The organism is Kitasatospora sp. NPDC056783 (genome assembly GCF_042789895.1).
Lineage (GTDB): Bacteria > Actinomycetota > Actinomycetes > Streptomycetales > Streptomycetaceae > Kitasatospora.
Window position 1 is genome coordinate 25,727 of record NZ_JBHUAF010000028.1, and the last position, 13,586, is coordinate 39,312.

General features: G+C 74.5%; 13 protein-coding genes. 11 read left to right on the forward strand and 2 right to left on the reverse strand.

The annotated features are described in order from the left end of the window. Positions 1–10: 10 nt before the first annotated feature. Entirely contained in the window at positions 11–901 is an 891-nt protein-coding gene (locus ACFRMQ_RS07130) for an oxidoreductase (protein WP_380727835.1), read from the forward strand. Between the two features lie 374 nt (positions 902–1,275). On the opposite strand, the gene ACFRMQ_RS07135 is transcribed toward ACFRMQ_RS07130, so the two are convergent. Continuing rightward, a complete protein-coding gene (locus ACFRMQ_RS07135; protein ID WP_380727837.1) occupies positions 1,276–2,175 on the reverse strand; it encodes an HAD family hydrolase in 900 nt (299 codons plus the stop codon). Positions 2,176–2,899: 724 nt separating this feature from the next. Here ACFRMQ_RS07135 and ssd point away from each other — a divergent pair. From ssd to ACFRMQ_RS07170, 7 genes are all read left to right on the forward strand, one after another. Next, entirely contained in the window at positions 2,900–4,024 is a 1,125-nt protein-coding gene (gene ssd / locus ACFRMQ_RS07140) for a septum site-determining protein Ssd (protein WP_380727839.1), read from the forward strand. A 74-nt stretch (positions 4,025–4,098) separates the two neighbouring features. Beyond that, a complete protein-coding gene (locus ACFRMQ_RS07145) occupies positions 4,099–5,361 on the forward strand; it encodes a TadA family conjugal transfer-associated ATPase (protein ID WP_380727841.1) in 1,263 nt (420 codons plus the stop codon). Positions 5,362–5,515: 154 nt separating this feature from the next. Next, positions 5,516–6,556 (forward strand): type II secretion system F family protein, encoded by a 1,041-nt coding sequence (locus tag ACFRMQ_RS07150; protein WP_380727843.1) that lies wholly within the window; start codon positions 5,516–5,518, stop codon positions 6,554–6,556. Positions 6,557–6,693: 137 nt separating this feature from the next. Beyond that, positions 6,694–7,326, forward strand: coding sequence for a type II secretion system F family protein (locus tag ACFRMQ_RS07155; protein ID WP_380727845.1), 633 nt, complete (start codon positions 6,694–6,696; stop codon positions 7,324–7,326). A 40-nt stretch (positions 7,327–7,366) separates the two neighbouring features. Then, the gene (locus ACFRMQ_RS07160) at positions 7,367–7,639 is read left to right on the forward strand and encodes a DUF4244 domain-containing protein (RefSeq protein WP_380727847.1); all 273 of its coding nucleotides are present in this window, start codon (positions 7,367–7,369) and stop codon (positions 7,637–7,639) included. 208 nt (positions 7,640–7,847) lie between these two features. After that, positions 7,848–8,210, forward strand: coding sequence for a TadE family type IV pilus minor pilin (locus tag ACFRMQ_RS07165; RefSeq protein WP_380727849.1), 363 nt, complete (start codon positions 7,848–7,850; stop codon positions 8,208–8,210). After that, entirely contained in the window at positions 8,198–8,755 is a 558-nt protein-coding gene (locus tag ACFRMQ_RS07170; protein ID WP_380727851.1) for an Rv3654c family TadE-like protein, read from the forward strand. The genes ACFRMQ_RS07165 and ACFRMQ_RS07170 overlap by 13 nt, the downstream gene beginning before the upstream one ends. On the opposite strand, the gene ACFRMQ_RS07175 is transcribed toward ACFRMQ_RS07170, so the two are convergent. Further along, entirely contained in the window at positions 8,750–11,170 is a 2,421-nt protein-coding gene (locus tag ACFRMQ_RS07175; protein WP_380727853.1) for a DEAD/DEAH box helicase, read from the reverse strand. The two genes, ACFRMQ_RS07170 and ACFRMQ_RS07175, sit on opposite strands and share 6 nt — an antisense overlap. A gap of 222 nt (positions 11,171–11,392) precedes the next feature. Between ACFRMQ_RS07175 and bldG the strand changes: the two genes are divergently transcribed. The 3 genes from bldG (at position 11,393) to ACFRMQ_RS07190 (ending at position 13,475) form a co-directional block, all read left to right on the forward strand. Further along, positions 11,393–11,734, forward strand: coding sequence for an anti-sigma factor antagonist BldG (gene bldG / locus ACFRMQ_RS07180; RefSeq protein ID WP_049659132.1), 342 nt, complete (start codon positions 11,393–11,395; stop codon positions 11,732–11,734). 158 nt (positions 11,735–11,892) lie between these two features. Next, positions 11,893–12,312, forward strand: coding sequence for an ATP-binding protein (locus ACFRMQ_RS07185; protein ID WP_380727855.1), 420 nt, complete (start codon positions 11,893–11,895; stop codon positions 12,310–12,312). A 377-nt stretch (positions 12,313–12,689) separates the two neighbouring features. Beyond that, a complete protein-coding gene (locus ACFRMQ_RS07190) occupies positions 12,690–13,475 on the forward strand; it encodes a hypothetical protein (RefSeq protein ID WP_380727858.1) in 786 nt (261 codons plus the stop codon). Positions 13,476–13,586: the final 111 nt, after the last annotated feature.

The window sequence follows — 13,586 nt, forward strand, 5'->3', positions numbered from 1 at the left end:
TCTCGGGTAGGTGAGCACTGGAACTGATCCCCTCGCCCCGCTGGCCCAGCTCCCCGGGGTGCCCGACGCGGTGGCCGAGGTGCGCAAGGCCGTCGACCGGCTCTACGGCCACCGGGTGATGCGCCGCCGAGCGGCCGAGGTCACCTCCGAGTCCGCGCTGCGCGGCGCCCGCGCGTCGGCAGCCCTGGCCGGGGCCGACTGGCCGCTGGAGGAGGTCCGCCGCCGCACCGACTTCGGCGCGGACCCCGAAGCACGCACGGTCGGCGCGGCGCTGCGGGTCGCCGCCGAGGCCGGCCAGCTGCTCAGCATCTGGCGGCACTCGCCGCTCCAGGTGCTGGCCCGGCTGCACCTGCTCGCGGTCGGCGACGGCGATCCGGCCGCCGGCCGCCCGCGGCGGGCCGGGGAGGGCGCCGAGGAGCTGTTCCCGCTGGAGCTGAAGCCGGTGGAGAGCGTCGAGGTCGACGCCGTGGACGGGCCGCTGCCCGTGCTGCCGCCCGCTCCGGGCGCGGAGGAGGTCGCCGCCCGGCTCGATCAGCTCTCCCGGCTGCTGGTGGCGCGCGCGGAGGGCCAGGGCGTGGGCACGCCGGCCCTCGTGGTGGCCTCGGTGGTGCACGGCGAACTGCTCGCGCTGCGGCCGTTCGGCGCCCACAACGGGGTGATCGCGCGGGCCGCCCAGCGGATCGTGCTGATCGCCGAGGGGCTCGACCCGAAGTCGATCTGCCCGGCCGAGGTCGGCCTGGCGGAACTCGGCACCGCCTCCCACCGCCGGGCCCTCGCCGGCTACCTGGCCGGCACCCCCGAGGGGATGGCGGCCTGGATCGCGCACTGCGGCCGGGCACTGCGGCTCGGCGTGCGGGAGAGCACGGCGGTCTGCGAGGCGATGCAGCGCGGGATGGTCTGAGCGGTCCACCCCCCTCCGCGAAGGGGCGGCCGGGCGCCGGACACGCGGATGCGGCGGCACCTGATCCTGACGGGTGCCGCCGCTGGTGCAGATACCGGGTGACCATGCATGCACCGGAAGTGCCGATCAGACGGGGATCCTGCCCGTTCGTCTGGTCCGGCGGCCCGACAGCGGGTCGGCTGCATGTGGGTGCTCGGATATCTGTACGTGCGGTCCGTGTGGCCTGAACTGCGTTGTCGGTTTGACCTCTTCGGTCCTGACCGGGTCTCGCGGGCCGTGCTTCATTTGTATCGCGTTTCGGGCGAAAGGGGAACCCGAAATGAGAAGTCTGCGCCGATTGACCGTTTCGTCCTTGTTTGCCGCGTCGCGAAGCCTCAGGCGGCGGGGCGCCGCCGGTGCGCCAGGTACCAGATCACCCCGGCGGTCAGGGCGGCCGTCCCGACCGCGACGGCGGTCAGCACCGAACCGCTCGGAGCGGAGAACTCGGGCAGTCGGCGCCGCAGTTCCACCGGCTTCTCGAAGACCAGCACCGGCCACTCCCGGGCCTGCGCCTCCTTGCGCAGCGCCCGGTCGGGGTTGACGGCCGACGGGTGCCCGACCGCCTCCAGCAGCGGCAGGTCGGTGGAGGAGTCGCTGTAGGCGTAGGACTCGGCCAGGTCGTAGCCCTCGGTCCCGGCCAACTCCCGGATGGCGGCGGCCTTGTTCTCGGCGTAGGCGTAGTACTCGATCTCGCCGGTGTAGCAGCCGTCCTCGACCTGGAGGCGGGTGGCGATCACGTGGTCCGCGCCGAGCAGCCGGCCGATCGGCTCGACCACCTCGGAGCCGGAGCTGCTGACGATCACCACGTCCCGGCCGGCCGCGTGGTGCTGCTCGATCAGTGAGGCCGCCTCGTCGTAGATGATCGGGTCGATCAGGTTGTGCAGGGTTTCGGCGACGATCTCGCGGACCTGCTGGACGTTCCAGCCCCGGGTCAGTGCGGAGAGGTACTCGCGCATCTTCTCCATCTGGTCGTGGTCCGCGCCGCCGACCAGGAAGACGAACTGGGCGTACGCGCTGCGCAGTACGGCCCGACGGTTGATCAGGCCGCCCTGGTAGAACGGGCGGCTGAAAGCCAGCGCGCTCGACTTGGCGATGATGGTCTTGTCGAGGTCGAAGAAGGCCGCTGTGCGCGGCCCGCCCGGGAGTGGGCGGGCGGGCGGGCGGAGCTCTTCGGGCGCGCTGGTGTCGCCCGGGGACCCGTCGGCGTGGTCGTCGGCGTTCTCGGTGGTGTCCACGGGAACCGAGGATAGAGGGAGCCGCAAAACAGCCCGCCATTCGGCGTACTCGCGGGCGTGCGGGTTTGTGTTTCTGGCCGCTCGGGTACACCATGGAAGTCACGGATCGTTCGCGACCGTGCTAACCCGGTCCGGCTCCTCCCCCCCGAGTCGGGCTGTGGATAGACGACCCCCGCTCTCCCCCCCGGCGGGGGTCGTCGCACGTCCGGGGCCATTTTCAGGGCTTGAACGCCTCTCGCGCCGGATCCGGACGCTGCTGTGTCGGCGGCGTACAGGGGGTGTCGGCGACTCGGTCACGTGTTCGACTTTCGTCACTCTGTGTTGTCATTCGCTCATGTCCGCCAAGGGTCGAACGGCTGGTTCCGATCGGTGGTGCGGGCCCGTCCGGAAGTGCCGTCCGGACGATCGCGGACGGCCGTCGGGAGGCCGACGGATCAGGGGGCGAGGAGTCGCCGGTTCGTCTCGGTGACCCCCTTTCGTCAATTCTTCGCCGATTAGCCCCCCGCCCGGGTGAACGTTTTCGTTCACAGCCCCGAGTTATCCACAGGCAATCGGAACCCGGATGACGAAAACCGGATCTCCCCCCACCGTGATGACCGGCGGCGGTCGCCGGGCAGGGCCTGATCCCTTCCACTCCGAGAGGTCTGTCGGGCGGCCGTCCGCCGCAACCGTCCGACGTGCGCCGTCGATCACCCGGTGATCGGCGACGCGGAGGGGAGACACCATGTCGACGCCGATCGCCGACCACATCACCGCCGAGGGCCCCGCGGTCGCCGGGCCGCTCGTCGTCACCGAGGACGAGGGCCTGGCCGAGCACCTGCTGCGGATCTGCGCGGCGGCGGGCACCGAGCCGAGACTGATCCGGGGCGGGCCACCGACGCGGGAGCTCTGGGAAGGTGCCTCGCTGGTCCTGGTCGGGGACGATCAGGCCGTCCGGTGCTCCGGGCTGGGGCGGCGCGGCGGGGTGCTGCTGCTCGGCCTGGACCTCGACGATCCCGGGGTCTGGGTCAGAGCCGTCCAACTCGGGGCCGAGCACGTGCTGTTCCTGCCCGACGCCGAAGCCTGGCTGCTCGACCGGATCGCCGACGCGGCCGAGGGCGTCGGCTGTCCGGCGGTCACCGTCGCGGTGCTCGGCGGGTCCGGCGGGGCCGGAGCCTCGACCCTGGCCTGCGCGCTGGCGGTCACGGCCGCCCGGGCGGGCCGGCGGACGATGCTCATCGACGGCGACCCACTGGGCGGAGGCCTCGACGTCCTGCTCGGCGGCGAGCGGGTCAGCGGGCTGCGCTGGCCGGAGCTGGCCGGCTCCCGCGGAAGGGTCAGCGGGGCCGAGCTGGCCCGGGCGCTGCCGGCGCTCAAACGGCTCTCCACGCTGTCCTGCCTGTCCTGGGACCGCGGCGACACCCTGACGGTGCCGCCGGAGGCCATGCGCAGCGTGCTGGCCGCCTCCAGGCGGCGCGGCGGGCTGGTGGTGGTCGACGTGCCCCGCCACCTCGACGCGGCTGCCGGGCAGGCGCTGGAACAGTCCGACCTGGCGCTGTTGGTGGTGGCGGCCGAGCTGCGCGCGGTGGCCGCCGCCGACCGGGTCGCGGCGGCGGCCCGGATGCGGCTCGGGGACGTCCGGGCCGTGGTGCGGCCGGTGCGGGCAGGCGGGCTTCCGGTCCGGCAGATCATCCGCGGGCTGCGGCTGCCGCTGGCGGGGGAGCTGGAACCGGAGCCGGGCCTGGCCCCGGACGTCGTGAAGGGCGTCCCGCCCGGCAGCCGGGAGAGCGGCCCGCTCGCGCGCTTCTGCGCGACCTTCCTGAACGAGGTGCTGCCGCCGGTGCCGGCGGTCGGAGGAGGTGTGTACTGATGGTCCGTCTGCGCAGAACAGTCCTCCGGAGCGGCCGACCCGGTCCGGGCGCCGGTGCGCGGGAACAGCGGCCGTTGCGGAGCGTGCCGCCGCCCGGCGGTCCGCCGAAGGCCGAGCACGGGCCCTGCCCGTACGGCCGGACGGCCCGGGAACAGCGGTCCGCGGCCCTGGTGGACGCGGTCCGGCTGCGGCTGGCCGAGTCGGGTGCCGCTCCGACGGCCGGCTCGGTCGCGGCCGCGCTGAGGGCCACCCGTCCGTCGCTCGGCGGGGACGAGGTCCTGGACACCGTGCGCTCGCTGCGCGCCGAACTGGTGGGTGCGGGCCCGCTGGACCGGCTGCTGGCGGAGCCCGACGTCACGGACGTCCTGGTGAACGGTCCGGAGGAGGTGTGGGTCGACCGTGGCGGCGGCCTGCGCCGAGCCCCCGGGGTCCGCTTCGCCGACGCCGACGCGGTGCGGCGGCTGGCCCACCGGCTGGCCACCGCGGCCGGTCGGCGGTTGGACGACGCCCGACCGTGGGTGGACGCCCGGCTGCCGGACGGCACCCGGTTGCACGCCGTGCTGCCGCCGATCGCGGCCGGCTGCACCCACATCTCGCTGCGGGTGTGCCGACCCCGGCCGTTCACGCTCGACGAACTGGTGGCGGGTGGCGCCCTGCCGCCTCAGGGTGCGGACCTGCTCGCGGGCATCGTGCGGGCCCGGCTGTCGCTGCTCGTGTCCGGTGGGACGGGCTCGGGGAAGACGACGCTCCTGTCGGCATTGCTCGGCCTGGTCGGACCGGAGGAACGGATCGTGGTCGCCGAGGACTCGGCCGAGCTGCAACCGGCCCATCCGCACGTGGTCCGGCTGCAGAGCCGCCCGCCCAACCAGGAAGGGCTGGGCGAACTCACCCTGAGGGACCTCGTCCGCCAGGCGCTGCGGATGCGTCCGGACCGGCTGGTGATCGGCGAGGTCCGCGGGGCCGAGGTGTCGGACCTGCTGGCCGCGTTGAACACCGGGCATGAGGGAGGCTGCGGGACGGTCCACGCCAACACGGCGGCGGACGTGCCGGTCCGACTGGAAGCCCTGGGCTCGCTCGCCGGCCTCGACCGGCCGGCGTTGCACAGTCAACTGCGTGCCGCGCTCGACGTGGTGGTGCACCTGGTCCGTGATCCCGGATCGGGGCAGCGCCGGGTGGCGGAGGTCCACACGATGGCCGGGGACCGTGACGGGCTGGCCGTGACCACACCCGCGGTGGCCTTCCCGGCGTCCGGCGGTCTGCGTCCCGGTGCGGGTTGGGAGCGGCTGATCGGGTTGCTGGCGGCACGCGGGGTGTCGCTCGGGTCGGGGCGTTCGTGATCGCGGTGGCGGTGACGGTGGCCGGGCCGGTGGGTGCGGACGTGCGGATGGTGGAACTCGTCTTCGCCCTGCTGCTGGGCGGATGCGCGGCGGGAGCTCTGGTCCTGCTCGGCGGTTCGACCGGGACAAACCGACGACAACGGAGGTGAAACGCATGACGCAGGATCAACTCGCGCTCTGCTGGGAGACGGCGCTGTGCCTGGTGGCTTTCGCGGCGTGGCGTGCGGTGCAGGAGCAGCTGCCGGGCGGGCGGCGTTCCAGGCTGGTGCTGGCGGGCAATGGTCCACCCGTGCGGGGTCAGAGTCCGGGCGCCGAGGTGTGGGCCCGGGGGCGCCTGCCGGAATTCCTGGTGCCCGAACTACTGCTCCTGCCGGTCGGATTGGCGGCCGGGCGGGCCGCCGACTCGCTGGTGCCGGTGGTCGCGGGCGCGGTGGCCGTCCTGCCGCTGCGCGGGTGGCGCTTGCGGCGACGGCTTGCGGCGCAGGCCCGGCACCGGGCCGTGGCCGTGGTGGAGCTCTGTGCCGGGCTGGCAGGGGAACTGCGCAGCGGGGCGACGCCGGAGCAGGCGCTGCACTTGGTCACCGCGAGGCTCGCCACCGATCCGGAAGGGCTGCGCAGGCTCGGTGAGGAGCCGGTGGCCCGGCTGGCCGCCGGCCGCTACGGCGGGGATGTGCCCGCGGCGCTACACCTGCTGGCCGAACTCCCGGGCGGAAGCGGCGCCGCGGCGATCGCGGCTTGTTGGCGGGTGGCGGCGGACAGCGGATCGGGTCTGGCCGCCGCACTGGACCGGGTCGCGGAGGCACTGCGTGGCGAGCGGGCACTCGCCGAGGAGATCGCCGGGGAGCTGGCCGGGCCGAGGACGACGATCGCCGTGCTGGCCGCGCTGCCGGGTGTCGGGCTGTTCGTCGGCTCGGCGCTCGGGGCCCGCCCGCTGGACGTCCTGCTGCACACGACGGCTGGGCTGGGCTGTCTGACGGCGGGGGTGGTCCTGGAAGGGCTGGGCGCGCTCTGGACGGCGCGCATCGTTCGGGCGGCGGCCCAGGGCGCGCTGGAAGCGCCTGAGCGGCGGGGCGAGCGGCGGCGGGTGTCCGGTCATGGGGTGTCCGCTCCTGGGCGGGGCGGGTGGAGCCGCAGCCTGGCGGCATGGGGACGCGCTCGGGTGCTGGGTACGGGCGTGGGGGCGGGGGTGGGGTGATGCGGGGTGTCGAGTGGGTGGTGGTCGCCCTTCTGGTGGCCGCGTCCGCCGCGGTGTGGAGATCGGTGCGTGGCCGGGTGAGGCGGCGGGCGCTCGCCCGGGCCTGGAGAGCGGAGGGTGGAGGTGGGCGAACGTGGTTGGCGGCCTCGGGTGTCGGGCACCGGCGACGGGTGGTGGCGGCGGTCGTCGGCGGGTTCTCCGCGGCGGTGCTGGTCGGTGGTGGCACCGGGCTCGTCGTCGGGGCGCTGCTGGCGGTGGGCATCCACCAGTGGTCGGCCCGGGTGCGTTCGCCACTGGATCGTCGGCTGTCCCGTGAGGAGGAGCTGCTGATCAGGCAACTTCCTCTGAGTGCCGAGTTGTTGGCAGCTTGCCTCGGCTCGGCGGCCCTGCCCTCGGAGGCGGTGTCGGCGGTGGGCCGCAGCGTCGGAGCGCCGCTGGGGCCCCGACTGGTGGCGATCGGGGCCGAACTGGCCTTGGGCGCACCGCCGGAGCTCTGTTGGAGCCGGCTGGGCGAGCAGCACCCGCCGTTGGCACCGCTGGCGCGCTGCCTGGAGCGCAGCAGCCTTGGCGGCGTCCCGGCCGTCGATCCGCTGATCGGGCTCGCGCAGGGGCAGCGCGCGGCGGCCGCCCGCGCGGCGCACGCCCGGGTCCGCCGGGCGGCGGTGATCGCCACCGCGCCGCTGGGGCTTTGCTTCCTTCCGGCCTTCGTGCTGATCGGAGTGGTGCCGGTGGTCATCGGTCTCACCAGCCGCTTCGCACAGGCCATGTGAATGAGTGTCAGTTTCACGAACATCGAAAAAGGAGAGATTCATGACCGCGGTGATGGTGATCAGGCCCAATGACGGGCATCCGCTCCGACCGCTCGCCACGGCATGGCGGCGGAGGAGCCGTCGGGCGGCCCTCCGGGTGCGCACGGTGGCTCAGCGGCGGGACCAGTCGGACGCCGGGATGGTCTCGGCCGAGTACGCCGTCGGGACCTTGGGTGCGTGTGCCTTCGCGTTCGCGCTGTACAAGGTGGTGACCAGCGACGGCATCACGACGGCGCTGACCGACATGGTGGTGCGGGCGCTCCATGGGGCGTAGGAGCGGTCGTCGAACTCCCGGAACCGCTGTCTCGCCCGTCGTCCGGGCCGCTGCCCCGCCCGCCGCTCGGCCCGCCGTCTCGTCTGTCGTCCGGCTCGCCGTTCGGGCGGACGCGGGGCGCCCGGGGCCCGGCCCCCGGCGGACGGCGGAGTGCGGAGCCGGGCGGGCGTGGTCGCTGCGGTCGGGTCGGCGCGGTGACGCGGGCTTCGTGACCGCTGAGACGGCGGTGGTGCTGCCGGCGCTCCTGCTGCTCGCGGCGATGCTGATCTGGGGCGTGCTCGCGGCGGCCGCGCAGATCCGTTGCGTGGACGCCGCCCGGGTCGGCGCCAGGGCGGCCGCGCGCGGGGAGCCGGATGCCGCCGAACTCGCTCGCTCGGCGGCCCCGCCGGGCGCGCAGGTCCGGGTGGCGTTGGCGGCGGACACGGTGCGGGTGGACGTGGACGCGCCGTGCGCGGGACCGGGAAGGCTCGGTGGACTGCTCGCCGTACGGCTCGGTGCGGCGGCCGTGGCGGCGCGGGAGGACGTCCTGGTGGCGGTCGCGGACGGAGGTGGCGGTTCATGGCCGTCCTGACCGGGCCGAGGCGGGTGGCGGCGCGGGTGGCGGAGGCCCGTGCGGCCCGAGCGGTGGCGGGCGGGAGAGGGCCGGACGCGGGCTCGGCGACGGTCTGGCTGCTCGCCCTGGCGATGCTGGGCACATCGGTCTTCGGCGCGACGGTCGTGGTCGGCTCGGTGGTCGCGGCCCGGCATCGGGCCGAGTCGGCGGCCGACCTCGCGGCCCTTGCCGGGGCGGGCCGGATGCTGGTGGACCGGGACGGTGGCTGTGCGCGGGCGGCCGGGATCGCCGCAGCTCAGGGCGTCGGGCTGGTGTCCTGCGCGGTCGACCGGTCGGCGGACGCCGTCGAGGTGGTGGCCGAGGTGGAGGTCGGTGGGCTCCCGGCGCGCCTGCCGGTCGGTCCGGCGCGGGGGAGGGCCCGGGCCGGACCGGTACGGGCCCCGGTCACTGGGGCCGAGGACGTCCCGGGCGGGGGGACGGCTGACCTGGCGGGCGGTGGGCCGGGCGGTGTCCCGGGCCGGGCCTCGAACGGAGCGCCGAGCGGTGCGGTGGTGGGCTCATGACCCGGCCGGGGCTCCACCGTCCGGCCCCGAGGCCGCCTCCGGCCTGTCCGGCCCGTTCGCCCCGCCCGGCCCGTTCGGCGGCTCCGGTTCGTCCACGGTCCCGGGTGCGCCGGCCAGCAGGACGTCCAGGAGCCGGACGGCGGCGGCCTTGTCCAGCGGGTCGTTCCCGTTGCCGCACTTCGGTGACTGCACGCAGGACGGGCAGCCGCGCTCGCACTCGCAGGAGGCGATCGCCGTCCGGGTGGCCGTCAGCCACTGGACCGCCCGCTGGAAACCGCGTTCGGCGAAGCCGGCCCCGCCCGGGTGGCCGTCGTAGACGAACACGGTCGGCAGCCCGGTGTCAGGGTGCAGCGGGACGGAGACGCCACCGATGTCCCACCGGTCGCAGGTGGCGAACAGCGGTAGCAGGCCGATCGAAGCGTGCTCGGCGGCGTGGGCGGCGCCGGGCAACTGGTCGAGCGGGATGTCCGCGTCGAACAGCTGGTCCTCGGTGACGGTCCACCAGACCGCGCGGGTGCGCAGCGTGCGGGGTGGCAGGTCGAGTTTGGTCTCGCCCATGATCTCCCCGGTGGAGATCCGCTTCCGGAGGTAGCCGACCACCTGGTTGACCACCTCGACCGAGCCGAAGCAGAGCCGGCCCTCGCCCCAGTCCACGGTGGTGTCGGTGTCCAGGACGGAGATGGAGGTGATGTCGCGGGCGGCCGTGGTGTACGGCGGGTCGGCCGGTTCGACCAGGGCGACCGAGTTCTCCAGGTCGAACTCCCGGACCAGGTAGGTGCGGCCCTGGTGCAGGTGGACGGCTCCGGTGTGGACGGTGGTGTGCGCGGCAGCGGCGTCCACCGTGCCGAGCAGTCGGCCGGTGTCGGCCTCGACGATCTGCACCGGGCTGCCGCCGCTGCCGCGCAGGTCCACGGCGTCGGCGGCGCGCTCGCGACGGGTCCAGTACCAGGAGCCGTCGCTGCGCCGACGCAGCAGGCCACGTCGCTCCAGGACCGGCAGCAGTGGTGCGGTGGAGGGCCCGAACAGCTCCAGATCGGCGTCGGTGAGCGGGAGTTCGGCGGCGGCCGCGCACAGGTGCGGGGCGAGCACGTGGGGGTTGTCCGGGTCGAGCACGGTGGCTTCGACGGGGGCCGCGAACAGCGCCTCGGGGTGGTGCACCAGGTAGGTGTCCAGCGGGTCGTCCCGGGCGATCAGGACGGCCAGCGCGCCCTGGGCCTCCCGGCCCGCCCGGCCCGCCTGTTGCCAGAGCGAGGCCCGGGTGCCGGGGTACCCGGCCATCAGGACGGCGTCGAGGCCGGAGATGTCGACGCCGAGTTCGAGAGCGGAGGTGGAGGCGAGACCGAGTAGCCGGCCGGTGTGCAAGTCGCGCTCCAGGGCCCGGCGTTCGTCGGCCAGGTAGCCGCCGCGGTAGGCGGCCACCCGCCCGGAGAGCGGTCGGCCGAGTTGGTCCTGGGCCTGGAGTGCGACGAGTTCGGCGGCCCGGCGGGAGCGGACGAAGACGACGGTGCGGGTGTCCCGTTCGACCAGGTCGGTCAGCAGGTGCGCGGCTTCGGCGGTCGCGGTGCGGCGCACGGGCGCGCCGTGCTCGCCGACGTTCTCGGTCAGCGGAGGCTCCCAGAGACCGAAGACCATCGGTCCGCGAGGCGAGGCGTCCTCGGTGACGGCCACGGCGGGCAGACCGGTCAGCTGCCGGGCGGTCGCGGCCGGGTCGGCGGTGGTGGCGGAGGCCAGCAGGAAGGTGGGTGACGAACCGTAGCGCGCGCAGATACGGCGCAGCCGCCGCAACACCTGGGCGACGTGCGAGCCGAACACGCCCCGGTAGCTGTGGCACTCGTCGACCACCACGTAGCGCAAGGCCTTGAGGAAGGAGGACCAGCGGGCATGGCCAGGCAGGATGCCCCGGTGCAGCATGTCCGGGTTGGTGAGCACGTAGGAGGCGTACTGGCGGACCCACTCGCGCTCCTCGGGCGGGGTGTCGCCGTCGTAGAGGGCGGCGCGGACCCTCGGCGGGGCGAGTTCGGCGGCCCGGCGGCGCTGGTCGGCGGCCAGCGCCTTGGTCGGGGCCAGGTAGAGCGCGGTGGCGCCGCGGCCGTTGCGGGCCTCGGTGCCGTCCAGCAGGTCGCTGAGCACCGGGGCGAGGTAGCCCAGCGACTTGCCCGAGGCGGTGCCTGTGGCGATCACCACAGTCTGGCCGCTTTTGGCCAGGTTCATCGCTTCTGCCTGGTGCGCCCACGGCTGCTCCACCCCGACGGCGAGCGCCGCGGCCACGACCTCCGGCCGGATCGCGTCGGGCCACGGTGAATAACGCGCGGCTCGGGCGGGAAGGTGCTCCGTATGGGTGAGCCGGTCGGCCCGCCCCCGACCGGTGGCCAGGGTCGCGAGCAGTGCCTCGGGCGGGCTGTGTCGGGGCGGCATGGGGACCCAGTGTGTCACCGGCGTGACGGAGAATCGTCGTAAGCCATCGTGCGGGCATGGTCGCAGGTGGTTGAATGTGGCCGTGACGGCCGTATGGCCGTGGGTCGCAGCGCTGAGGCTTGCCACGTGCTGGCTGGGCGCGCCCGGGCTCGCGACCATGCGGTTGCGGCCGTCCGGCCGAGGATCGCACATGACGTAGCAAGGCAAGGTGCTGGAGGTTCCGTGGACCTGTCCCTGTCGACCCGTTCAGTCGGCGATCGTACGGTCGTCGAGGTTGGCGGCGAGATCGATGTGTACACCGCCCCGAAGCTGCGGGAGCAGCTCGTCGAGCTCGTCAACGACGGCAAGTACCACCTCGTCGTCGACATGGAGGGCGTTGACTTCCTCGACTCGACCGGCCTCGGTGTGCTGGTGGGCGGTCTGAAGCGGGTGCGCGCCCACGAGGGCTCGCTGCGCCTCGTCTGCAACCAGGAGCGCATCCTGAAGATCTTCCGCATCACCGGCCTGACCAAGGTCTTCCCGATCCACACCTCGGTGGACGACGCGGTCAACGCGACCGACTGACGCGGCGGGGCCGACCCGTTCGGTCGGCCCAGTCCGTTCTCGCGTCCGGGCGCGCGGGCCCGTGTGGCCCGGCGCGTCCCCGGGCGCTTCTGGGCCGGTCCCGCCGGCCCGCAGGGGCCGGACCTCCGGCCCCGGTCGGAGCACCCCGAGGGGGAGAGATGGCAACCGTCGAACTTCGCTTCAGCGCGCTTCCCGAGCACGTGCGGACGGCCCGGTTGGTCGCCGCGGCCGTCGCCAGACGGGCCGGGGTCGACGAGTCGGTGCTCGACGAGGTCCGGCTCGCGGTCGGTGAGGCGTGCTCCCGCGCGGTCGGACTGCATCAGCGCGGCGGCATCGGCGGCGCCGTCCGGGTCGCGCTGACCGACCAGGAGAAGCGTTTCCTCATCGAGGTCGAGGACGAGGCCGGCCCTGCCGCCGTCCCGGCCTCCGGCGCCGCCGAGGGCGGAGAGCCGGACGAGGACACCCTGGGCCTCGCCGTGATCACCGGCCTGGTCGAGGACCTGGAGGTCACCAACGGCACGGACGGTGGCCTGATCCGGATGAGCTGGCCGGTCTCGGTCTCCTCCACCGCGCTCTGAGACGAAGCCGTCCGCTTTCGCGCGTGCCCCGGGCGGGGAGCCCGGGGCTGGAGTTCGGCCGCCGGCCGGGCGCGTGGTGACGGAACGCTGATTCCGGTGGTCCGCCGCTTCGGGCGGGAACGGGCCTGACGCCGATCGGACGTCGTCACGGCGAGAGCGCTCCTGCGGACGGGCGTCCGGTGCTCCGTCGGGCGGTCCCTCGTCGCGTGGACGGCTGCCCCTGAACCGAGGTGTTCCGGGGAAGGGCCCGTCGGAGGTTCGGGTGACGGGTGACCGGTGCGGGTGCGGGTAGGGGGCGGGGAACCGGGAATCGGGGGACGGGCACCGGCCGTGTAGGTTCGACGACCGATGACGACCGAACCGAAAGGCTTTTCCCGGTGAACAAGCGACTGCTGGCCGTACCCGCTCTCGGCGTGCTGCTCGCGTTCGGCGCCGTCGGCTGCGGCGGCGACGACGGCAACAGCAAGCAGCTGGAGTCCTGGGCGTCCAACGTCTGCGGTGCGGCCAAGGACCCGATCGCCCAGGCACAGACCGCGCTCGCCGACACCGGCCAGGTGAAGACCGGTGAGGCCCCTGCCGACCTCCAGAAGCGGCTCTCCACCGACATCGCGCGGCTGGCCAAGACCAACCAGGACATAGCGGCGGCCATCGACACGGCCGGGGCGCCCAAGGTGAAGGACGGCGCGCTCCTCCAGAAGGACACCGTCGACGAGCTGAAGAAGGCGGCCGACGGCTACGTGGAGGTCCAGAAGAAGCTGGACGCGCTGCCCAACAACGACCAGGCCAAGTTCGCCGACGGGCTGCGCAGCGTGGCCGACCAGGTGCAGCAGTTGGCCTCGCTCTCCACCCAGGCACAGAGCAAGCTCCAGAGCGGCGAGCTCGGTGCGGCGATGGCCAAGCAGGAGGGGTGCAAGCCGTCCCCGACCACCGCCCCGGACGCCCCGACCGGTGCGGCGACCGGCGGCGCGAGCGCTCCGGCCTCGGGTGGTGCGAGTTCGGCGCCGACTCCGGCCCCGGGTGCCACCGACACCGCGGGCGCCCCGGGGGCCACCCCGGCGCCCGGCGCGACCGACGGCGCGAGCCCGGCCGCTGCCGGCGGTACCTCTGCTCCGGCCGCCCCGGCCGGAACACCGGCGACCACCCCCGCCCCCAGCGCGAGCTGAGCCCGGGCGGACCGACTGATCTGAGACGTGCCCGCCCCGGCACCGGCCCTGCCGGCATCTGCCCGGGCCGGTGCGGGGCGGCGCGTCGGCCAGGCTGCTCGGCGTGCTCGG